Annotated in this window: 20 protein-coding genes; 7 read left to right on the top strand and 13 right to left on the bottom strand. The window is 69.8% G+C overall.

What is annotated here, in order from left to right; all coding sequences use genetic code 11:
• Positions 1-63 precede the first annotated feature (63 nt).
• Entirely contained in the window at positions 64-1401 is a 1338-nt protein-coding gene (gene gdhA / locus ACIRON_RS09395) for an NADP-specific glutamate dehydrogenase (RefSeq protein ID WP_402992189.1), read from the top strand.
• On the opposite strand, the gene ACIRON_RS09390 is transcribed toward gdhA, so the two are convergent.
• Positions 1394-1849 (bottom strand): DoxX family membrane protein, encoded by a 456-nt coding sequence (locus ACIRON_RS09390; RefSeq protein ID WP_402991985.1) that lies wholly within the window; start codon positions 1847-1849, stop codon positions 1394-1396. The two genes, gdhA and ACIRON_RS09390, sit on opposite strands and share 8 nt — an antisense overlap.
• Positions 1850-1943: 94 nt before the next feature.
• On the opposite strand from ACIRON_RS09390, the gene ACIRON_RS09385 reads away from it, so the two are divergent.
• Positions 1944-2537, top strand: a complete 594-nt coding sequence (locus ACIRON_RS09385; RefSeq protein WP_402991982.1) for a TetR/AcrR family transcriptional regulator — start codon at positions 1944-1946, stop codon at positions 2535-2537.
• A 127-nt stretch (positions 2538-2664) separates the two neighbouring features.
• Here the strand turns inward: ACIRON_RS09385 and ACIRON_RS09380 are convergent, their stop codons facing one another.
• Positions 2665-2931, bottom strand: coding sequence for a hypothetical protein (locus tag ACIRON_RS09380; protein WP_402991979.1), 267 nt, complete (start codon positions 2929-2931; stop codon positions 2665-2667).
• The gene (locus ACIRON_RS09375) at positions 2928-3551 is read right to left on the bottom strand and encodes a superoxide dismutase (protein WP_402991976.1); all 624 of its coding nucleotides are present in this window, start codon (positions 3549-3551) and stop codon (positions 2928-2930) included. The genes ACIRON_RS09380 and ACIRON_RS09375 overlap by 4 nt, the downstream gene beginning before the upstream one ends.
• A 125-nt stretch (positions 3552-3676) precedes the next feature.
• Between ACIRON_RS09375 and ACIRON_RS09370 the strand changes: the two genes are divergently transcribed.
• The 3 genes from ACIRON_RS09370 to ACIRON_RS09360 all read left to right on the top strand — a co-directional run bounded on the left by ACIRON_RS09370 (position 3677) and on the right by ACIRON_RS09360 (position 6575).
• On the top strand, positions 3677-4621 hold the full coding sequence (locus tag ACIRON_RS09370; RefSeq protein WP_402991974.1) for an alpha/beta fold hydrolase: 945 nt from the start codon (positions 3677-3679) through the stop codon (positions 4619-4621).
• Positions 4622-4678: 57 nt separating this feature from the next.
• Entirely contained in the window at positions 4679-5497 is an 819-nt protein-coding gene (locus tag ACIRON_RS09365; protein WP_402991971.1) for an IclR family transcriptional regulator, read from the top strand.
• A 61-nt stretch (positions 5498-5558) separates the two neighbouring features.
• Positions 5559-6575, top strand: coding sequence for a 2-hydroxyacid dehydrogenase (locus tag ACIRON_RS09360; RefSeq protein WP_402991969.1), 1017 nt, complete (start codon positions 5559-5561; stop codon positions 6573-6575).
• On the opposite strand, the gene ACIRON_RS09355 is transcribed toward ACIRON_RS09360, so the two are convergent.
• The 6 genes from ACIRON_RS09355 to ACIRON_RS09330 are packed head-to-tail and all read right to left on the bottom strand — an operon-like array spanning position 6572 to position 12783.
• Positions 6572-7297 carry a sulfite exporter TauE/SafE family protein gene (locus ACIRON_RS09355; protein ID WP_402991966.1) on the bottom strand — a complete coding sequence of 242 codons (726 nt, stop codon included), beginning with the start codon at positions 7295-7297 and terminating at the stop codon, positions 6572-6574. The genes ACIRON_RS09360 and ACIRON_RS09355 overlap by 4 nt on opposite strands.
• Entirely contained in the window at positions 7297-8310 is a 1014-nt protein-coding gene (locus tag ACIRON_RS09350; RefSeq protein WP_402991963.1) for an ABC transporter ATP-binding protein, read from the bottom strand. Before ACIRON_RS09350 ends, ACIRON_RS09355 begins: the two co-directional genes overlap by 1 nt.
• On the bottom strand, positions 8307-9266 hold the full coding sequence (locus ACIRON_RS09345; protein WP_402992188.1) for an ABC transporter ATP-binding protein: 960 nt from the start codon (positions 9264-9266) through the stop codon (positions 8307-8309). Before ACIRON_RS09345 ends, ACIRON_RS09350 begins: the two co-directional genes overlap by 4 nt.
• Positions 9267-9310: 44 nt before the next feature.
• A complete protein-coding gene (locus ACIRON_RS09340) occupies positions 9311-10255 on the bottom strand; it encodes an ABC transporter permease (protein WP_402991960.1) in 945 nt (314 codons plus the stop codon).
• 13 nt (positions 10256-10268) lie between these two features.
• A complete protein-coding gene (locus ACIRON_RS09335) occupies positions 10269-11198 on the bottom strand; it encodes an ABC transporter permease (protein WP_091048109.1) in 930 nt (309 codons plus the stop codon).
• A 31-nt stretch (positions 11199-11229) separates the two neighbouring features.
• Positions 11230-12783, bottom strand: coding sequence for an ABC transporter substrate-binding protein (locus ACIRON_RS09330; protein WP_402991957.1), 1554 nt, complete (start codon positions 12781-12783; stop codon positions 11230-11232).
• Positions 12784-12994: 211 nt separating this feature from the next.
• Between ACIRON_RS09330 and kdgD the strand changes: the two genes are divergently transcribed.
• Together kdgD and ACIRON_RS09320 are read left to right on the top strand one after the other, a co-directional pair.
• Positions 12995-13909 carry a 5-dehydro-4-deoxyglucarate dehydratase gene (gene kdgD / locus ACIRON_RS09325; RefSeq protein WP_402991954.1) on the top strand — a complete coding sequence of 305 codons (915 nt, stop codon included), beginning with the start codon at positions 12995-12997 and terminating at the stop codon, positions 13907-13909.
• A gap of 26 nt (positions 13910-13935) precedes the next feature.
• A complete protein-coding gene (locus ACIRON_RS09320) occupies positions 13936-14877 on the top strand; it encodes a 2-hydroxyacid dehydrogenase (protein WP_402991951.1) in 942 nt (313 codons plus the stop codon).
• On the opposite strand, the gene ACIRON_RS09315 is transcribed toward ACIRON_RS09320, so the two are convergent.
• From ACIRON_RS09315 to ACIRON_RS09300, 4 genes are all read right to left on the bottom strand, one after another.
• Complete coding sequence (locus ACIRON_RS09315) at positions 14861-16153, bottom strand: hemolysin family protein (RefSeq protein WP_402991948.1); 1293 nt, start codon at positions 16151-16153, stop codon at positions 14861-14863. The genes ACIRON_RS09320 and ACIRON_RS09315 overlap by 17 nt on opposite strands.
• Before the next feature lie 90 nt (positions 16154-16243).
• Positions 16244-18553, bottom strand: a complete 2310-nt coding sequence (locus ACIRON_RS09310; RefSeq protein WP_402991945.1) for an FdhF/YdeP family oxidoreductase — start codon at positions 18551-18553, stop codon at positions 16244-16246.
• Between the two features lie 29 nt (positions 18554-18582).
• The gene (locus ACIRON_RS09305) at positions 18583-20358 is read right to left on the bottom strand and encodes a BCCT family transporter (RefSeq protein WP_402991942.1); all 1776 of its coding nucleotides are present in this window, start codon (positions 20356-20358) and stop codon (positions 18583-18585) included.
• Between the two features lie 180 nt (positions 20359-20538).
• On the bottom strand, positions 20539-21057 hold the full coding sequence (locus tag ACIRON_RS09300) for a RidA family protein (RefSeq protein WP_402991939.1): 519 nt from the start codon (positions 21055-21057) through the stop codon (positions 20539-20541).
• Positions 21058-21095: the final 38 nt, after the last annotated feature.

Genomic DNA, 21095 nt, shown 5'->3' with positions numbered 1-21095 from the left:
TCCACGTGCCGGTAGGGGCACGGCGAGATGCTCGTCGGTAGGTAGTGTTCGCGCGTGACGAGCATCAACGCAGCGCTGCAGCCCCACCTGGACATCGTCCTCTCACGCAACCCGGGCGAGGGCGAGTTCCATCAGGCGGTCGCCGAGGTGCTCGGCTCCCTCGGCCCGGTGGTCGAGCGTCACCCGGAATACATGGAGCACTCGATCATCGAGCGCATCTGCGAGCCGGAGCGCCAGCTGATCTTCCGGGTGCCGTGGGTCGACGACCGGGGTCAGGTGCAGATCAACCGTGGCTTCCGGGTCGAGTTCAACTCGGCCCTCGGCCCCTACAAGGGCGGCCTGCGGTTCCATCCGTCGGTCAACCTCGGCATCGTGAAGTTCCTCGGCTTCGAGCAGATCTTCAAGAACTCCCTGACCGGCATGCCGATCGGCGGCGGCAAGGGCGGCTCCGACTTCGATCCGCGCGGTCGCTCCGACGGCGAGATCATGCGGTTCTGCCAGGCCTTCATGACCGAGCTCTACCGTCACATCGGCGAATACACCGACGTACCCGCCGGAGACATCGGCGTCGGCGGCCGCGAGATCGGCTACCTGTTCGGCCAGTACAAGCGGATCACCAACCGCTACGAGTCCGGCGTCCTGACCGGCAAGGGCCTCTCCTGGGGCGGATCGCTGGCCCGCACCGAGGCCACCGGCTACGGCGCGGTGATGTTCGCCCAGTCGATGCTGGCCACCCGGAGTCTCTCGTTCGAGGGGCGACGTACGTCCGTCTCCGGCTCCGGCAACGTCGCGATCCATGCGATCCAGAAGGCCCAGCAGCTGGGCGCGAAGGTGATCACCTTCTCCGACTCCTCCGGATACGTCGTCGACGAGGCCGGTGTCGACCTCGACCTCCTTCGCGAGGTCAAGGAGGTCAGGCGCGGCCGCGTCGCCGACTACGTCGCCTCGCGCCCGAGCGCGCACCTGGTCACCGACGGCTGCGTCTGGGACGTGCCCACCGAGATCGCCCTCCCCTGCGCCACCCAGAACGAGCTCGACGGCATGGCCGCGAAGGCGCTCGTCACCAACGGCGTCCTCGCCGTCTCCGAGGGCGCCAACATGCCGTCCACCCCCGACGCGGTGAACGTCCTGCAGGACGCCGGTGTCCTCTTCGGCCCGGGCAAGGCCGCCAACGCCGGCGGCGTGGCGACCTCCGCCCTCGAGATGCAGCAGAACGCCTCGCGGGACCGTTGGAGCTTCGACTACACCGAGCAGCGCCTGCAGAGCATCATGACCGGGATCCACGACACCTGTGTGGCCACCGCCGAGGAGTACGGCGCCCCTGGCGACTATGTCCTCGGCGCCAACATCGCCGGGTTCATCAAGGTCGCGGACGCCATGCTCGCCTTCGGCGTCATCTGACCGCATCCCGTGTCCCGGCGCGGTGACCGCGGGCGACGACCACGGTGGCGGCGAGGAACACGATCTGCAGGATCGTGCGCGGCACCAGGTGGTCGAGCCACTCGGTGGCGAGGCCGTGGGTCGCGGCGTACACGTTCGCGGGGAACATCGCGATCAGCATCAGCCCGAGCGCGATCGCCGCCGCTCGGGTCGTACGCCGCCACACCAGCCCGACGGCACCCAGGAGCTCGAGCACGCCGGTGACCGTCACCAGGAGCCCGGGCTCGGGCAGCGCCGGCGGCACCATCGCGATCAGCTCGTCCCGCATCCCCACGAAGTGGGCCGCGCCGGTGGCGGTGAACATCGCCGCGAGCCCGTAGCGCAGGGCGTGCGCCCACGACCTGGAGCCACCCGCACCGGTGAGCAGGACGACGGCGGTGACGACCGACAGGATCAGCAACGGAGCCATGTGACTCCCCTTCCTCTCAGAACTTGACAGTGACAAGACTGGCTCGACGGGACAGATCTTGTCAATGCCTAGATATCAGCCCTAGACTCGCCCCATGCCCGCGGACCGCTACCACCACGGCGCGCTGCGCCGTGCCGTCCTCGACGCCGCCGTCGAGTCGATCACCGAGTCCGGGCCCTCGGCCCTCAGCCTCCGCGACCTCGCCCGCCGGGCCGGGGTCTCGCACGCGGGACCGGCGCACCACTTCGGCAGCAAGGAAGGCGTCTTCACCGCCCTCGCGGCCGAGGGCTTCACGATGCTCGCCGACCAGCTCGAGGCCGTACCGACGGGGTCGATGGCCGAGCTGGGCGTCGCGTACGTGCGCTTCGGGCTCCAGCACCGCGCCCACTTCGAGGTCATGTTCCGACCCGAGCTCTACGACGCCGAGGACCCCTCCGTCGCCGAGCCGCGCGAACGGACCTGGACCGGCCTGAGCGGCTCCGCCCGCGTCGCCACGACCTATGCCGACCAGGTCTCCCCCGAGGTGACCGAGCTCGGCGCCTGGGCCCTCGTGCACGGCTTCGCGATGCTCGCGGCGAGCGGTGCCATCGAGGCCGACTCACCCGACGAGGTCGCAGCACTCGTCCGCGGCGCCGCCTCGATGATGTTCCGCGATCCGAACGAAGCCACGTCGCCCCGCGAGCACTGATCCACGGTGGGATCGAGCTCGACTCCTCAGGGACCGTCACCTGTACGATCCCCCACTCCGCCCGACCACGGGGCCGCCCGGTGACACCGGGCAGCCCCGCCTCAGCGCGCACCACGTGCGGCCGGCCTCAGCCCGCCCGCACGCTCGCCTCCAGCCGCAGCGTCAGCTCGGCCAGGCAGGTCTCCCGGGAGATCCCGGACTCCCGCTCGTAGAGCCCCAGAGCCAGCTCGGCCAGCAGCATCGACCCGCCCGCGAGGGTCATCGAGTCCTCGAAGGACGCCATCAGCGAGGACGCGCCTTCATGGTCGCCGCGGGCCCGGGCGGCCAGCACCCCGGCCGCCCGCTGCGCCGCGTCGACCATCTCGAGCCGTGACGCCTGCTCGTCGCTGCTCACGGGAGGATCAGCCCGGTCGTCTGCGTACGCGCCTTCTCGAAGCGCGCCTCGACGTCGGCCCAGTTGACGATGTTCCACCAGCCCTTGACGAAGGACGCCTTGTCGTTCTTGTACTGCAGGTAGTAGGCGTGCTCCCACATGTCGAGCATCAGCAGCGGGACCATGCAGATGGGCACGTTCCCCTGGTGGTCGAAGTGCTGGATGATGTAGGGCCGCTGGGCGAGCATGTCCCAGGTCAGCACCGACCAGCCCGACCCCTGCACCGAGAGCGCGTTGGCCTCGAAGTGGGCACGGAACGAGTCGAACCCGCCGAAGTGGTCCTCGATCGCCTGAGCCAGCTCCCCGGTCGGCTTGTCACCGCCGTCCGGGGACATGTTCGGCCAGAAGACCGAGTGGTTGACGTGGCCGCCGAGATGGAAGGCGAGGTTCTTCTCCAGCGTCGAGAGGGTCCCGAAGGACTTCTGCTCCCTGGCTTCGGCCAGCTGCTCGACCGCGGTGTTGATCCCGCCGACGTACGTCGCGTGGTGCTTGTCGTGGTGGAGCTCCATGATCTCGCCCGAGATGTACGGCTCCAGCGCCGCGTAGTCGTAGGGCAGGTCGGGCAGAGCGTAAACGGCCACGGATCAGACTCCTCTTATTGAGAATACCTTGCAATAAGGAACCTATCGCGCCAGTAGTGGGCTAAGGCAAGCCTCAGCGGAGCGGCCGCAACATGCTTGAAACCCATGGCGACTAGCGTGCAAGCATGACGCGGGCGATCGTGGAGCAGTCGCGGGTGATCCACGGCTACCGGCGTGCGTACCGCATCGGTGGCGAGGGCCCCGCGATCATGTTCATCCACGGCATCGGCGACAGCTCGCGGACATGGGAGGACGTGCTGCCCCTGTTCGCCGAGAACCACCTCGTCATCGCTCCGGACCTCCTCGGCCACGGCGACTCCGACAAGCCGCGTGCCGACTACTCGGTCGGCGGGTTCGCCAACGGCATGCGCGACCTCCTGGCCGTGCTGGACGTCGAGCGGGTCACCCTGGTCGGCCACTCCCTCGGCGGAGGCATCGCGATGCAGCTCGCCTACCAGTACCCACATCTGGTCGAGCGGATCGTGCTGGTCTCCAACGGCGGCTCCGGGCGAGGTGTCTCGACCTGGCTGCGCCTCGCCACCCTGCCGCTGGGGCCGGAGCTGCTCACGCTGTTGCGGCTTCCGATCTCGCGGCCCGGGTTGTCGTTCTCCCTCCGCCTGCTACGCCACCTGGATCACGACCTCGGCGTCGACGCCCTGGACCTGGCCCGCATCATCGACGCACTGCCCGACACCCGCTCCCGCCAGGCCTTCGCCCGTACGCTGCGCTCGGTCGTCGACTGGCACGGCCAGGTCGTCACGATGCTCGACCGCAGCTACCTGGTCGAGGACATCCCGACGCTGATGGTCTGGGGCGACCGTGATGGAGTCGTCCCGTTCCGGCATGCCGGGCAGGCGCGGCTGGCGATGCCGTACGCATCCCTCGACGTGTTCCACGGCGCCGGTCACTTCCCGTTCCGGTCCGACCCCGGGCGCTTCGTGATGACTGTCGAGCGGTTCACCCATGACACCGAGCCCGCGACCTGGGATCGGCACGCATGGCAGCAGCGGCTGCGTACCGGCCCGGAGACAGAACCCGACGCCCGCGCCACCGAGGCGCTCAGCGAGTAGCCCGCCGCACGTCTGCATACGTGGACGGGTGTCCGACCCGCGCATTACCCTGCGCTCATGAACGACGCCGCGCCCGAGATGGGCACACCAGCCACCGGAGGGGTGCGCGAGGTGAAGTCCGCCGCCCGCACGGTGGAGATCCTGGAGTTCCTCGCCGCCCGCCAGAACCGGCCGGTGCGGCTGCGCGAGCTGAGCGAGGCGCTCGGGGTCCCCCGCAGCAGCCTGCACGCGCTGCTCCGCACGCTCGCCAAGCACGGCTGGGTACGCAGCGACGCGACCGGCACGCTCTACGGCATCGGCATCCGGGCTCTGCTGGCCGGCACCAGCTACCTGGACACCGACCCCTACCTCCCGCAGGTGACACCGTTCCTCGTCGAGCTCCGCGAGCAGCTCGACGAGACCTTCCACTTCGGCCGTCTCGACGGCACCGACGTGGTCTACCTCGCCACCCGCGAGTCCTCGCAGTACCTCCGTCCCTACAGCCGTGTCGGCCGCAGGCTCCCGGCCTACTCCACCTCCCTGGGCAAGGCGGTCCTGGCCGCGCAGCCCGAGAAGGAGGTCGACGACCACCTGCCGGCCGAGCTCACGCCGCTCACCCCGCACACCTTCACCGACCGCGGCGCGCTGGCCGCCGAGCTCGAGGCGACCCGTCTGCGCGGCTACGCGGTCGACAACGAGGAGAACACCCTCGGGCTGCGCTGCATCGCGGTCGCGCTGGACTACGACGAGGCGGTCTCGGACGCGATCAGCGCCTCGATCCCGATCGCCCGGCTCACCCCCGAGCGCGAGGCCGAGGTGATCGCCGCACTGCGCCAGGCGGCGGACCGGATCGTCCGCGTGGTGGGTCCGATCCGCAACTCACTCTCCTGGTCCTGACTTCGTCCTGACTTCATATGGAGACCTTGTCCACAGATGTAGACGCTGACAGAATACGTGGGTGACCTCCACTCCCCCGTCCGCGCCGCTGAACGTGCTCGTGACCGAGCCGATCATGGCCAGATTCACCGATGTCCTGACCCGGAACGGCGACTCGCCCCACGAGTGGACGTTCGCCTGGGGCGACGACCCCCGGATCGCCGAGGTGGCCCCGACCACCGACGTGCTGGTCTGCTCCTCGGCCACCCCGGCGACGCCGGAGCTGCTGGCCTCGATGCCCGGGCTCAGGCTGGTCCACGTCACCGGTGCCGGCGTCGACAAGATCCCGCTCGAGGCGCTGCCCGATGACGTACGTCTGGCCAACACCTACCATCACGGCCGCTCCATCGCCGAGCACGTGATGATGGTGTCGATGATGCTGCTGCGCGGCGTCCTGCGGTCCGAGGCCGACATGCGCCGCGGCGTGTGGAGCAACGTGCTCGTGGCCGGGGACTACCCCTTCGGCGGCGTGCTCGCGGGCCGCACTCTCGGCCTCGTCGGCTTCGGTGAGATCGGCTCCAGCGTCGCCCGCCTCGGCTCCGCGTTGGGCATGAAGGTCCGAGCCGTACGCCGCAACCCCGACGCGCCTGTGCCCGAGGGCGTCGAGCTGGACTGGGTCGGCCCCGACTCCGCCCTGCACGAGCTGCTGGCCGCCTCCGACGTGGTCGTCGTGACCGTCCCGATGAGCGAGGAGACCCGCGGGCTCATCGACGCCGCCGCCCTGGCCGCGATGCGGTCCAGCGCCGTGCTGATCAACGTCGCCCGAGGTCCGGTGGTCGACGAGCAGGCGCTGCACGACGCGCTCACCGCCGGCACGATCGCCGGCGCCGGGATCGACGTGTGGTGGCGCAACCCCCGCGACCCGGACGCTCCGCCGCCCTCGCACCTCGACTTCACCAAGCTGCCCAACGTCGTGCTGACCCCGCACCAGTCGGGTCACACCGTCGAGGTGTTCGCCCAGCGTGCGCAGGACATCACCGACAACGTCGACGCCCTGGCCGAGGGCCGGCCGCTGCGCAACCCGGTGAGCAGAAGCTAGGCGAGGAGCTGGTCGACCACCAGCACGACGGCACCGAAGATCGAGACCCCGATCGCCGTACGCCGCAGCCGCACCGGCGACATCACCTTGTTGAGCAGCAGCGACAGCCCCCAGCCGAGGAACGGGGCGGGCACCAGCGCCGCGGTGACCAGCAGGGTGCGCTGGTCGACGGACCCGGTGGCGGCCAGCGCGAGGAACGAGAGGGCCGAGCCGACCAGGAAGAACGTGCTCATCGAGCTGCGCAGCCCGGCGCCGTGCTTCTGCTGCCAGACCAGCGCCATCGGCGGCCCGCCGATCGAGGTGGCGGTGCCGAGCAGCCCCGAGGCCGCACCCGCTGTGACGAGGTTGCGGCGCACCGGCCGCGGCTGCCAGCCCAGCGAGTTGAGCGCGACACCGAGCAGCACGACGCCGGCCAGCATCAGCGCGAGACCCCGCTCGGGCAGCGCCGCGACGAGCAGCGCTCCGGCGATCGTCCCCGGCACCCGGCCGAACAGCGCCCAGCCGGTGCCGCCGAGGTCGATGTGCTGCCGTTCGGTGACGACGACCATGACCGTGACCACGAAGGCGAGCATCACCAGCGTGCCGGGCAGCAGCCCGGGATCGACCAGGGCGACGACCGGGGCGGCGAGCATGCCCATCCCGAAGCCGATGGAGGCCTGGAGCGCCGAGGCCAGGACGACGGCCACGGCGACCAGCGCGAAGGACCCGAGCGAGAGCCCCATCAGCCCACCTGCGCCGCGGCCAGCTCCTGCTCCTCCGCTCCCAGTGGATGGAAGCACTCGGCCGTGTGAGCGCCGTCGACCGGGTCGATGGCGAGCGGCGGGAGCGCGGTGGCGCACTCGTCGGTCGCCTTCCAGCAGCGGGTCCGGAACCGGCAGCCGGACGGCGGGTTGAGCGGCGAGGGGATCTCACCCGACAGGATGATCTGCTCGCGCCTGCGCTCGTGGTCCAGCGAGGGCGCCGCCGACAGGAGCGCGCCGGTGTAGGGGTGCTGGGGCCGCTCGAACGTCGACTCGGTCTCGCCCTGCTCGACGATCCGGCCGAGGTACATCACCACGACCCGGTCGGCCACGTGCCGCACCACCGAGAGGTCGTGCGAGATGAACAGGTACGCCACTCCGAGCTCCTGCTGCAGGTCGTTGAGCAGGTTGAGCACCTGTGCCTGCACCGAGAGGTCGAGCGCGGAGACCGGTTCGTCGCACACGATCACGTCCGGGTTGAGCGCGAGCGCGCGGGCGATCCCGAGGCGCTGCCGCTGGCCACCGGAGAACTCCTGCGGATACTTCCCGGCGTCGCCCGGCCGCAGCCCGACGAGGCCCAGCAGCTCCCGAACCCGGGCCGCTCGCTCACGTGAGGTCTTGTGGAGACCGGTGTGCGTACGCCACGGCTCGCTCACGATGTCGCCGGCCGACATCCGGGCGTTGAGCGAGGCGAACGGGTCCTGGAACACCATCTGGACCCGGCGCCGGAACGCCAGCAGCTCGGCGCCCCTGGTCGTGGTCGGGTCGACCCCGTCGAAGCGTACGGAGCCGCCGTCGGGGGTCTCCAGCATGAGCAGCGTGCGGGCCAGCGTGGACTTGCCGCAGCCGGACTCCCCCACCAGGCCGAGGGTCTCGCCCCGGTGCAGGTCGAGCGTGACGCCGTCGAGGGCGCGCAGCTCCTTGCGCTTGCCGGCGTGGCGTACCGGGAAGATCTTGGTGAGGTCGCGGACCTCGAGAAGCGGTGCTTCGCTCATCGGTTCACCTCGTCGGGGAAGTGGCAGGCGGACAGGTGGCCGGGGGCGACCTCGCGGGCCGCGGGCCGCTCCTCACGGCAGCGGTCGCGGGCGATCGGGCAGCGGTCCTGGTAGACGCAGCCGGCCGGGATCGCGGCCAGCTCGGGCGGCGAACCGCCGATCGACTTGAGCTCCGCGCCGCGCTCGGCGTGCACGGGCACCGACTCCAGCAGGCCGGCGGTGTAGGGGTGCTTCGGGGAGCCGAAGACCTCCTCGACCAGGCCCTGCTCGACCACGTTGCCGGCGTACATCACCACGACCCGGTCGGCCTGCTCGAAGACCAGCGCGAGGTCGTGGGTGATCAGCACGACCGCCATGTCGCGCTCCTCGCGCAGGTCCTTGAGCAGGCTCATGATCTGGGCCTGGACCGTGACGTCGAGCGCGGTGGTCGGCTCGTCGGCGAGCAGCACGGCCGGCGAGAGCGCCACGCCGATCGCGATCAGCAGCCGCTGCCGCATACCGCCCGAGAACTGGTGCGGGTAGGAGTCGACCCTGGTCTCCGGCTCGGGGATGCCGACCCGGCGCATCAGCTCGATGGCCTCCTTGCGGGCGGCCTTCTTGGACAGGCCGCGGTGGATCCGGAACGGCTCGGCCAGCTGCGTACCCACGGTGTAGACCGGGTTGAGCGCGGTGAGGGCGTCCTGGAAGACGATCGCCAGCTCCTTGCCGGCGATGTCGCGCCGGTGCCTCGCCGAGGCCGTCCGCAGATCGGTGGTGCCGCCGTCGCCGGTGATGCGGACGGCACCCTCGGTCACGTCGGCGACCGGCTCCAGCAGGCCGACGACCGCGGTGGCGGTCATCGACTTGCCGCAGCCCGACTCCCCGAGCAGCGCGAGGGTCTCGCCCCGGCGCGCCTGGAAGGTGACCTTGTCGACGGCTCGGACGACACCGCGCGGTGTGCGGATGTCGACGCTCATGCCGTCGACGTCGAGGGCGACGGCATTCTCGGTCAGAGCGCTGTTCACTGGGCGTCCTCCGTAACGGTCTCGGTGACGGTCGGGGTGACGGTCGGGGCTGCGGCCGGGGTGGCGCGGCGACGCTGCCGCCTCGGGACGGTGAGTCGCCATCGCTGAGCGGGATCGGTGGCCAGCCGCACCCAGGCGGCGAGCACGGCGGCGGACACCGTCGCGATCACGATGGCCAGGCCGGGGAAGAACGAGAGCCACCAGGCGGTCTGCAGGTAGTTCTGCCCCTGGGCCACCATCAGGCCCCAGCTGACGTCGGGTGCCTGGATGCCGATGCCGAGGAAGCTCAGCGACGACTCGGCGAGCATGACGTAGCAGAAGTCGAGGGTGGCGACCGTCAGCAGCGTCGGCAGCACGATCGGGAAGACGTGGCGTCGGATGATGCTGAAGCTCCCCGCCCCGAACGTACGGGCCGCGTCGACGAAGACCCGGCTCTGCAGCTCGGCCGACTCCGCCCGCGCGGTGCGCAGGTAGATCGGGATGCGGGTGATCGCCAGCACGATCACGATGTTGCGCGGGCTGGGCGAGTAGACGTAGAGCACCACGACCGCCATCAGCAGCGACGGGAAGCTCAGGATCACGTCGGCGATCCGCATCACGAGGGTCTCGCGCCAACCACGGTGGTAGCCGGCCCACATGCCGATCACCGAGCCGACGACCAGCGAGATCAGCACCGCGGGGATGGCGACGCCGAGAGTGGTCCGGGTCGCGACGACGATCCGGGCCAGGACGCTGCGCCCGAGCGAGTCGGTGCCCAGTACGTAGAGCCAGCCGTCGAGCTCGAGCGGGGCCTTGTTGCCTCGGGTCAGGTCCTGGGCGTTGGCCTCGCTGCCGAGCAGGACCGGCCCGAAGACCGCCACGAGCAGGATGAAGCAGAGGATCACGGCGGCCACGGTCGCGACCTTGTCGCGCAGCAGCATCCGCCAGTAGCTGGTGCTCATCAGTTCTCCTCCTTCACACCATCGCCTTGTCGCGCACACGGGCGTCGAGCAGGGCGTAGCAGATGTCGATGGCGATGTTGAGCAGGAAGATCGTCACTGCGGTGAGCAGCACGGCCGCCTGCAGGATGGCGAAGTCGCGGCCGGTGATCGAGTCGATCATCAGCTTGCCGATGCCTGGCCAGCCGAAGATCGACTCCACGACCACGGCACCGTTGACCAGACCGACCGCCAGGTCGCCGGCCACGGTCAGCGCCGGGGCGGCGGCGTTGCGCAGGGCGTGGTGCGCGACGACCCGACGGCTGTCGGCACCCTTGCTGCGCGCCAGCCGGACGTACGGCGCCGACAGGGCCGCCACCATCGCGCCCCGCACCACCTGGGTGAGCACGCCGACGGGGCGCAGCAGCAGGGTCGCGATCGGCAGGACCCACGACAGCAGCCCGGCGTCGACACCCGAGGTCGGCAGCACCCCGAGCATCACCGCGAAGACCCAGACACCCATGATGGCGAGCCAGAAGTCGGGGACGCTCGCGGCGGTCATCGAGAGGAACGACGCGAACCGGTCGGCCAGCGAGTTCGGACGATACGCAGCCCACGAGCCGATCACGACGGCGAGGACGACCGCGATCAGCATCGTGGTGATCGCCAGCTGGAGCGTCGCGGGGAAGGCCCGCAACGCCATCGCGGCCGCGGACTCACCCGTGCTCAGCGAGGTGCCGAAGTCGAGGCGGAGGATGCCCTGGAGGTAGTCGACCAGCTGCTGCCAGACCGGCAGGTCGAGGCCGTTGACGGCGCGGAAGGTCTCCTTCTGGGCCTCGGTGGCGTTCTCCGGCAGGTACAGGCTGGCCGGGTCACCGGTGAGGCGGGCCAGGAAGAACACCCCGAGCAGCACCACGACGAGCGGCAGCAGCGAGGTGAGGGCTCGCTTGCGGAGGAACGTCACCATCGATGACCTCCTGGGTGAGTCGCGGCCGGGATCACTTGGCCGGCTTCATCTCGGTCACGCGCATCTCGTCGCCGGTCGCCGAGTTGGGCTCGTACTCGACGTTGTCCGACTCGCCGATGATCCCGGTCATGTGCGCGATGTAGGCGAACTGCGAGACCTTCTCCGGCTCGTCGGCGAAGATGCCCGCGAACGCGGTCTGGCGGTCATCGCCCTCGGCCTTGTCGGCGGCCCCGATCTGGGCGTCGAACTCCGGCGTACCGAACGTCGACTGAGCGCCGTCGCTGAGCATGTACTGGTCGACGGAGAACTGGGCGTCACCGGCCTGGTTGCCGTGCTGGACGAGGATGATGTACGGCCCGGTGTTCTTGGGGTACGGGCGGGACTGGTACTCGACCGACGCGGCGGTGTCCATCATCTCGATCGAGACGTTGAGGCCGATGTCCTCGAGCGCCTTCTGGACGACCTCGACGGTCTCGCCGACCTTGGGGAAGAGGCCGTTGCGGGAGATCAGCCGGATCTTGGTGCCGGTCGGCACCCCGTCGGCCTTCGCCTCGGCGATGAGCGACTTGGCCTTCTCCGGGTCGTACGGCCACGGCTCCAGCTCGGCGTTGTGGCCCACGACGCCCTCGGGCACCAGCTGCGAGGCGACCTCGGCGTAGCCCTCGAAGAGGCTGTCGACGATGGACTCGCGGTCGATCGCGTAGTTGATCGCCTGGCGCACCCGGATGTCGTCGAGCGGGGCGTACGTCCCGGTCGACCGCAGCGCGGTGGTCTCGTTGTTCGGGTAGCGGACCGCGGCGTCGCCGGAGAGGTCCTCGGGCGCGAGGCCGGTGGCGATGTCGGCCTCGTTGTTGGTGATCATGGCGGCGCGGACGCTGCCCTCCTCACGCCACTGGTACTCCGCGGTCTTGAAGGCGGGAGCCTCGCCCCAGTAGGTGTCGTTGACCGCGAGGGTCAGCTTGGTGCCGTTCTGCCAGTCCTCGATCTTGTAGGGACCGGTGCCGATCGGCTCGCGCACCTTCGCGGTGTCGCTGGTCGAGGCGGGCACTACCTCGATGAAGGAGAGGCGCAGCGGAAGGATCGGGTCGGCCTCGGCGGTGACCACCTCGAGGTGGGTGGCGTCCACGGCCTTGACCTGGAGGTCGTCGTCACCGAAGACGTACCCCTCGACATTGCAGCCGAAGGTGCCGTTGACCGCGCGGTCGATCGAGTGCGCGGCGGCCTCGGCGTCGAAGGCTGAGCCGTCGGAGAACTTCACGCCCTCACGCAGGGTGAAGGTCCACTTGGTGGGCTCGGTCTGCTCCCACTCCGTGGCGAGCAGCGGCTGGAGCTCACCGGAAGCGGGGTCGCGCTCGACCAGCGGCTCGGTGATGTTGGAGCGCACGACGACGCCCGTCGAGGTCAGGTTGGCATCGCACGGTTCGAGGGTCGGCGGCTCCTGCGGGAGCACGATCCGGACCGTGTCGCCGGCGGCGCCGGCACTGTCGGAGTTGGCGACACCGCACGCCGAGAGGGTGAGCGAGGCAGCCATGAGCGAGGCGCTTGCGAGACCGAAACGGGACCGCAGCGAGGGGCGAAAGTTCATGCGACTGTTCCTCCAGTCGATCGGCGACGTCTGCATATGTGGACGTCGTTGTCATTCGTGGATGAACCGTATGAGCGAGTTTGTGTGACGTCAAGCACGTCGGGCAATGCTGATAGAGCATCGAGCGATGCAGGGACGATGTTGGACGCGTATCATGATCGCTACCTAGCCTCGGGATCTCCGACGTCGTCGAAACCCTTGAGGAGACCCCATGGGCCGCTACTCCCCCACCGAGCTTCGTGACGCCCTCGGCGCCGGCCTGCTGTCGTTCCCGGTGACGCACGCGACCGCCGACTACGCCTTCGACGAGGACGGCTACCGCGCGCACCTGCAGCACCTGGCCGGCTTCGACGTCGCCGGCCTCTTCGCCGCCGGCGGCACCGGCGAGTTCTTCTCGCTCACCCACGACGAGGTGTCCCGGGTCCTGCGGGCCACCGTCGAGGAGGTCGGCGACGGCACCCCGGTGATGGGCGCGGCCGGCTACGGCACCTCCCAAGCCGTCGCCATGGCGCAGCGTGCCGAGGCCGATGGCGCCGACGGCATCCTGCTGCTGCCGCCCTACCTCACCGAGCTGCCCGGCCGCGGCCTGTACGAGCACGTCGCCCGCGTCTGCTCCGCCACCTCGCTCGGCGTGATCGTCTACCACCGCGCCAACGCCCGCTACGACGCCGACACCATCGTCCGTCTCGCCGAGGAGTTCCCCAACCTCATCGGCTTCAAGGACGGCGTGTGCGACATCGACCTGCTGGCCACGCTCAACGCCCGCCTCGGCGACCGCCTGCTCTACGTCGGTGGCCTGCCCACCGCAGAGACGTACGCCCTCCCCTATCTCGAGCTCGGCGTCAGCACCTACTCCTCGGCGATCTTCAACTTCGCGCCGCGGTGGGCGGTCGAGTTCTACGACGCCGTACGCAACCGCGACCGCGACGATGTGCTCGCCCGGCTCCGCGACTTCGTGGTCCCCTACATCGCGATCCGCGACCGCGGGGCCGGCTACGGCGTCTCGATCGTCAAGGCCGGGCTCACCGCGGCCGGCCGTCCGGCAGGCCCCGTACGTCCCCCGCTGACCGACCTCACCGAGCCGGAGCTGGCGGAGCTGACCGCCCTCGTCAAGTCCGTCATCTGACGGCCACCCGAACAACAGGAGACACCGTGACCCGCCGCATCCTCCAGGTAGGACCGCTCAAGCCGTCGCTGGCCGCGACCCTCACCGACCGCTACGACTCCCTGGTCCTGCCGGTCGACGACACCCGGGCCGCATTCCTCGCCGAGCACGGCCCCTCGATCGGTGCCGTGGTGACCACCGGCCGCACCGGCGTACCGGCGGAGCTGATGGCGCAGCTGCCCGCGCTCGGCGCCGTCATCAACTTCGGCGTCGGCTACGACACCACCGACGTCGAGGGCGCAGCCGCGCGCGGGGTGCTGGTCTCCAACACCCCGGACGTGCTGACCGACTGCGTCGCCGACACCGCGCTCGGCCTCGCCATCGACACCCTGCGCGGCCTCAGCGCCGCCGACCGGTTCGTACGCCGCGGCGACTGGCCCGAGGTCGTCACCTACCCCCTGACCCGCAAGGTGTCCGGCAAGCGGGTCGGCATCCTGGGCCTGGGCCGTATCGGCCAGGCGATCGCGACCCGCTTCGAGGCGTTCGGCTGCCCGATCTCCTACCACTCCCGCAGCGAGGTCCCCGGCTCCTCCTACACCTACGCCGCCTCCCCCGCGCAGCTCGCCGCCGACGTCGACATCCTGGTCCTCGCCACCTCCGGCGGCAGCGGTACGCAGCACCTCGTCGACCGCAAGGTGCTCGAGGCGCTGGGGCCCGACGGCTACCTGATCAACATCGCGCGCGGCTCCGTCGTGGACCAGGAGGCACTGATCGAGCTGCTGCTCGAGGGTGGCCTCGCCGGCGCCGGGCTCGACGTCTACGCCGAGGAGCCCACGGTCCCCGCCGAGCTGATGGACCTCGACAACGTGGTCCTCCTCCCCCACCTGGCCAGCGGCACCGTCGAGACCCGTGCCGCCATGGAGCAGCTGACCCTCGACAACCTGGACCGCTGGCTCGCCGACGGCACGGTCCTCACTCCGGTGCCGTAGGTCGGTCCTCGGGGCGCAGCGCGATCTCGGTGACCCGGTTGCCGTTCCGGGCGGCCACCTCGAGGGTGCCGCCCGGAAGGACCAGCACCTCCCCGACCTGCGGGATGTGGCCGAGCCGGGAGATGAGATACCCGGCGACGGTCTCGTAGCCGCCGTCCTCGAGCTCGATGCCGGTGGTGTCCGCGAAGTCCTCGATCGTCATCGCGCCGTCGATCCGGGACAGGTCGCCGTGGTCGCGGATGCGGGCCTCGCCGTGGTCGTACTCGTCGCGGATGTCGCCGATCATCTCCTCGACGAGGTCCTCGAGGGTCACGATGCCGTCGGTGCCGCCGTACTCGTCCACGACCATCGCCAGGTGGGTGCCGCCCTCGCGCATCGTGGCGACCGACGGGATCACCCGCTTGCTCCCCGGCAGGGCGAGCACCGGACGAGCGACGTCGCGGATCGTGCGCTCGTCGGTCGGGGCGACACCGAGCAGGTCGCGTACGTGCAGGAAACCGAGGATGTCGTCGAAGCCCGCGCCGGTCACCGGGTAGCGGGAGTAGGGCAGGTCGCGCACCTTCTCGGCGGCCGCGGGAAGCGGCATCGAGGCGGGCATGAAGGTGACGTCGCCGCGCGGGCGCATCACCTCCTTGAGCGTCGTCTCGGTGGTGGCGAAGACGTCGCGGAGGATCCGCCGCTCCTCCTCCTCGAGGTCCTGGTTGGTGGAGACCATCTCGCGCAGCTCCTCCTCCGAGACCTGCTCGGCCGAGGCCTTCGGGTCGCCGCCGAGCAGGCGTACGACGGCATCGGTGGAGACCGAGAGCAGCCAGATCACCGGCCGCATCACGCTGGCGAACCTGTCCAGCACGGGCGCGACGGCCAAGGAGATGCCGGCGGACTTCTGCAGCGCCAGCCGCTTGGGCACCAGCTCACCCAGCACCAGGGAGAGGTAGGCGATGAACAGGGTCAGCACGATCAGCGCCGTGGTCTCGGCGAGCGCCTCCCCCATCCCGAGGCGCTCGAGGTAGGGCGCCACGTCAGGAGCGATCGTCGACCCGCCGTAGGCCGCGGAGAGGAACCCCGCGACGGTCACGCCGATCTGCACCGCGGCCAGGAAGCGGTTGGGGTCGCGGGCGACCTCCGCCACCCGCGCACCGCGAGGCCCCTGCCGCTCCATCGCGGCCAGCTGGCTCTCCCGCAGCGACACCAACGCCAGCTCGGTCGCGGCGAAGACGCCGCCGACCAGCACGAAGACCAGCACCAGTCCCATGCTGAGGAATGTCTGGCTGTCCATCAGGCCCGCCCACCCTTCAATGCGATCCAGGGTGGGCGGTTGGAACTTCGAGGCCTCTTCACAGGTACGAATCTACAGCCAGAGACCGCGTCAGTCCGACTCCGCACCGGCGAGCGCCAGGCGAACCACGACCCCCTTCGACGTCGGGGTGTTGCTGCCCTCGGCGACGCTGTCGAGCGGAACCAGGACGTTGGTCTCCGGATAGTACGCAGCCGCTGACCCACGGCTCGCCGGGTAGGCGACCAGGGTGAACCCGGGCGCGCGCCGCTCGACGCCGTCCTCCCAGACGCCGATGATGTCGACGCGGTCGCCGTCGGTCAGCCCCAGCTCGTCGATGTCGGCCGGGTTGACCATCACGATGCGACGGGCGTGATGGATGCCGCGGTAGCGGTCGTCCATGGCGTACGGGATGGTGTTCCACTGGTCGTGGGAGCGCAGCGTCTGCAGGATCAGGTGACCCGGAGGGGCCTCCAGCCAGGTCAGGTCGTTGCGGGTGAAGACGGCCTTGCCGCTCGGGGTGCGGTAGACGCCGGAGTTGACCGGGTTGGGCAGGACGAACCCGGTCGGCTCCTTGATCCGCTCGTTGAAGTCCTCGAACCCCGGCACCACCCGGGCGATCCGGTCGCGGACCCGGCCGTAGTCCGCCTCGAAGTCGGCCCACCGGATGCGGTGGCGCTCACCGATCGTGGCCTGCGCGAGGCGGGAGACGATCGCGACCTCGCTGAGCAGGTCCGGCGAGGCTGGTGGAAGCTTGCCGCGGGTGGCGTGCACCGAGCTCATCGAGTCCTCGACGGTGACGAACTGCTCGCCGCTCGCCTGGACGTCGACGTCGCTGCGGCCCAGCGTGGGCAGGATCAGCGCGGTATCCCCGACCACCGTGTGGGAGCGGTTGAGCTTGGTGGAGACCTGCACCGTCAGCCGGCAGTTCCGCAGCGCGGCCTCGGCGACGTCGCTGTCCGAGATGGCCCGGACGAAGTTGCCGGCGACCCCGACGAAGACCTTCGCCTTCCCGTCCCGCATCGCCCGGACACCGTCGACCGAGTCGTACCCGTGCTTTCGCGGCGGCTCGAACCCGAACTCGGCACCGAGCGCGTCGAGGAAGGAGTCGGGCATCTTCTCCCAGATGCCCATCGTCCGGTCGCCCTGCACGTTGGAGTGGCCGCGGACCGGGCACACGCCGGCCCCGGGCTTGCCGATGTTGCCCCGCAGCATGAGGAAGTTGACGACCTCGCGGATCGTCGGCACCCCGTGCTTGTGCTGGGTCAGTCCCATCGCCCAGCAGACGATGACCGAGCGGCTGGCCAGCACCTGCTCGTGGACCGCCTCGATCTCCTCGCGGGTGAGGCCGGTGGCCTCGAGCGCCGTCTCCCAGGTGATCGCGCGGGCCTGCTCGGCGAAGGCGTAGAAGCCGGTCGTGTACTCCGCGATGTACTCCCAGTCCAGGACCCCGCCGCCCGCGTCCCGGTCGGACTCGAGCAGACGCCGGTTGAGCATCTGGAACAGCGCCAGGTCACCGCCGGGCCGGATCTGCAGGAACTGGTCCGCGATCTGGGTGCCGCGGCCGACCACGCCCCGGGCCTTCTGCGGGTTCTTGAACCGCATCAGTCCCGCCTCGGGCAGCGTGTTGACCGCGATCACCCTGCCGCCGCGCTGCTTGGTCTCCTCGAGCGCCGACAGCATCCGCGGGTGGTTCGTGCCCGGGTTCTGGCCGACCACGAACACCAGGTCCGCGTTGTAGATGTCCTCGAGCTGGACGCTGCCCTTGCCGATCCCCAGCGTCTCGTTGAGCGCCGAGCCACTCGACTCGTGACACATGTTCGAGCAGTCGGGCAGGTTGTTGGTGCCGTACGCGCGGGCGAAGAGCTGCAGCAGGAACGCGGCCTCGTTGTTCAGCCTGCCCGAGACGTAGAACATCGACTCGTCGGGAGAGTCCAGGCCGTTGAGCTCCTGGCCGATGGTCTCGAACGCCTCCTCCCAGCTGATCGGCTCGTAGTGGGTGGCGCCCGGCCGCTTGACCATCGGCTCGGTCAGCCGGCCCTGCTGGTTGAGCCAGTAGTCCGACTTCCCGTCCAGCTCGGCGACCGAGTGCTGCGCGAAGAACTCCCGCGTCACCCGACGCGTGGTCGCCTCGTCGGCGATGTGCTTCGCGCCGTTCTCGCAGTACTCGTTCTTGTGCCGGTGACCCGGCTCCGGCCAGGCACACCCCGGGCAGTCCATCCCGTCGGCCTGGTTGAGGTTCAGCAGTGTCAGCGCCGTACGCCGCACCGACGTCTGCGTCAGCGCGTACTCCATCGCCTTCCGGACTGCCGGTACACCGGCGGCCCAGGTCTTCGGCTCGGTGACGCTGAGCGCCTCCACCGGTTCCTCCACGGAGTACGCGCCGTTCGCGTCTCGCTTCACCACACCCGTTCCCTTTCGCGCGACTCGTGCTAGCTGGCCGACCTGGGCAGCTCCGCGTCTTCGTCCTCTTCCTCGTCCGATTCAGCGGTCACCCCAGCGGCCGGCTCGTCGGCAGGCGCGTCGGGATCGCGGGAGACCCTGATGACGAAGTCGTCACCGTGCTCCGAGACCCCGTAGACGACGGCCTGCTCGACGGCCTTGGAAGCGTACTGGGCGCGCACGACCAGCGGATCTTCGCGTAGGTCCTTCACCAGCGAGACGCACAGCGCGACCATGACCAGCACGAACGGGACCGCTGCGACGATGGTGATCGTCTGCAGCCCGCTCAACGCGTCGGAGCCGCCGACCAGGAGCATGACCGCAGCGACCGCACCGGTCGCGACACCCCAGAAGATCACGGTCGGCCTCGCCGGCTCGATGGAGCCGCGCTCGGAGAGCGTGGCCATGACGATCGAGGCCGCATCCGCGCCCGAGACGAAGAAGAGCGCGACCAGGAGCATGACCACCACGCTCGCCACCGTCGCGAGCGGGAAGGACTCCAGCGTGGTGAACAGCTGGGTCTCCACGCCACCCGCGCCGGCGATGTCCACACCGCCCAGCTGCAGGTCGATGGCCGCTCCGCCGAAGATGGCGAACCAGGCCAGGCTCACCAGCGACGGTACGAGCAGCACCCCGATCACGAACTGGCGGATGGTCCGCCCGCGCGAGATCCGGGCGATGAACATGCCGACGAACGGGGTCCAGGAGAGCCACCAGGCCCAGTAGAAGACGGTCCAGCTCGACAGCCAGGAGGCGGTCTCGGATCCCTCGGCCGAGGTGCGCGCCGACATCATCGCGACGTCTTGGAAGTAGGACCCGACGGTCGTCGGGACCAGGCTGAGGATGAACACCGTGGGACCGGCCAGGAAGACGAACAGGGCCAGCCCGACGGCGAGCACCATGTTGATGTTCGAGAGCCACTGGATCCCCTTGGCCACACCCGAGACCGCCGAGAAGACGAACGCGACGGTGAGCACCGCGATGATCGCGACCAGGATGCCGTTGCCGGTCTGACCCAGCCCACCGACGATCTCGAGCCCGCTGCGGATCTGGAGCGCGCCGAGACCCAGCGAAGCGGCCGACCCGAAGAGCGTCGCGAAGATCGCGAGCATGTCGATGACCTTGCCGCCCGCGCCGTGCGCGTGCCGCCCGAGGAGCGGCTCGAACACCGAGCTGATCAGCAGACCGCGCCCCTTGCGGAAGACGCTGTACGCGATCGCGAGCCCGACCAGGGCGTAGATCGCCCACGGGTGGATCCCCCAGTGGAACAGGGTCGTGGCCATGGCCGTCTGGATCTTCTCGGACTGGCCGTCACCCACCGAGCCCGGAGGAGGTGCGATGTAGTGGCTGATCGGCTCGCTGACGCCGTAGAAGATCAGCCCGATCCCCATGCCGGCACTGAACATCATGGTGACCCACGAGACCGTGCGGAACTCGGGCTCCTCGCCGTCCCGGCCGAGCGGGATGTTGCCGAACTTGCCGAAAGCCAGCCACAGCACGAACCCGACGAAGGTCGACGCGGCGGTGACGAAGAGCCACCCGAGGTTGCCCATCACCCACGACAGCGACTTCCCCGAGACCGACGCCAGCGAGTCCGTGCTGACGAATCCCCAGACCAGGAAGCCGACCGCGATGAGCGCGGTCACCCCGAAGACGACGCGATCGAGGCCCCCGGTGTTCTTGGCCGTCTCCTCGGGAGGACAGTCGAGGGCCGGATGGGTCGGGCTCCCGTTCTGGCTCTCGGACCTGTGCCGTGGCGACGCCACCGGCGAAAGGTCTCCGCTACCTGTAGATGATCTCATGACGCACTCCGATCGAGGGCTTGGGATGAGCAGCATCTGTCGGTGCCACAGAGGGCTCCGGGCGGCGGCACTTCGGTGGGGCGCTACACAGCCAGATGCTGATATACCAGTTACCTTATATGTGATGCATCACACGAGCAAGGGTCAGATCTCAACGACGAGCTCGAGCTCGACCGGCGCATCCATCGGCAGCGCCGAGACACCGATCGCAGAGCGCGCGTGCTGCCCGACGTCGCCGAACAGCCGGCCGAGGAGCTCCGAGGCACCGTTGGCGACAAGGGCCTGATCGGTGAAGAGCGCACCCGAGGCGACGTAGACCACGACCTTGACGACACGCTTCACCTGAGCGAGATCACCGATCTCGGACTTGATCGCGGCGAGCGCGTTGAGCACGCACCACTGCGCACAGGCCTGGCCGTCGGCGACGCCGAGGGTGTCGCCGACGCTGCCGGTGGCGAGGAGCTCGCCCTCCCGGATCGGCAGCTGCCCCGAGGTGAAGACGAACGCCCCCGCGCGAACCGCCGGCACATGGGCCGGCACCGGCGGTACGACCTCGCGGGCCGGCAGGCCGAGCTCGGCCAGCACCGCAGCCGATGGCGGCACAGCCGTGTTCGATCTCCGTGGGCCCAGCAGCCGCACCACCCGGTTCGCACGCTCCGACATGGTGGGACACTAGCACTGATATACTAGTTGTCGACAGT

Source organism: Nocardioides sp. NPDC101246 (assembly GCF_044767415.1).
In the GTDB taxonomy this organism is placed as follows: Bacteria; Actinomycetota; Actinomycetes; order Propionibacteriales; family Nocardioidaceae; genus Nocardioides.
This window is presented reverse-complemented; position numbering and strand designations above follow the sequence as displayed.

Excerpts from the sequence above, each read along its gene's own strand:
- ACIRON_RS09330 (WP_402991957.1), bottom strand. The coding sequence starts at position 12,783 with ATGAACTTTCGCCCCTCGCTGCGGTCCCGTTTCGGTCTCGCAAGCGCC.
- ACIRON_RS09350 (WP_402991963.1), bottom strand. The coding sequence starts at position 8,310 with ATGAGCGAAGCACCGCTTCTCGAGGTCCGCGACCTCACCAAGATCTTC.
- ACIRON_RS09390 (WP_402991985.1), bottom strand. The coding sequence starts at position 1,849 with ATGGCTCCGTTGCTGATCCTGTCGGTCGTCACCGCCGTCGTCCTGCTC.
- ACIRON_RS09370 (WP_402991974.1), top strand. The coding sequence starts at position 3,677 with ATGACGCGGGCGATCGTGGAGCAGTCGCGGGTGATCCACGGCTACCGG.
- ACIRON_RS09340 (WP_402991960.1), bottom strand. The coding sequence starts at position 10,255 with ATGAGCACCAGCTACTGGCGGATGCTGCTGCGCGACAAGGTCGCGACC.
- kdgD (WP_402991954.1), top strand. The coding sequence starts at position 12,995 with ATGGGCCGCTACTCCCCCACCGAGCTTCGTGACGCCCTCGGCGCCGGC.
- ACIRON_RS09355 (WP_402991966.1), bottom strand. The coding sequence starts at position 7,297 with ATGGGGCTCTCGCTCGGGTCCTTCGCGCTGGTCGCCGTGGCCGTCGTC.
- ACIRON_RS09345 (WP_402992188.1), bottom strand. The coding sequence starts at position 9,266 with ATGAGCGTCGACATCCGCACACCGCGCGGTGTCGTCCGAGCCGTCGAC.
- ACIRON_RS09315 (WP_402991948.1), bottom strand. The coding sequence starts at position 16,153 with ATGGACAGCCAGACATTCCTCAGCATGGGACTGGTGCTGGTCTTCGTG.
- ACIRON_RS09335 (WP_091048109.1), bottom strand. The coding sequence starts at position 11,198 with ATGGTGACGTTCCTCCGCAAGCGAGCCCTCACCTCGCTGCTGCCGCTC.
- ACIRON_RS09385 (WP_402991982.1), top strand. The coding sequence starts at position 1,944 with ATGCCCGCGGACCGCTACCACCACGGCGCGCTGCGCCGTGCCGTCCTC.
- ACIRON_RS09300 (WP_402991939.1), bottom strand. The coding sequence starts at position 21,057 with ATGTCGGAGCGTGCGAACCGGGTGGTGCGGCTGCTGGGCCCACGGAGA.
- ACIRON_RS09365 (WP_402991971.1), top strand. The coding sequence starts at position 4,679 with ATGAACGACGCCGCGCCCGAGATGGGCACACCAGCCACCGGAGGGGTG.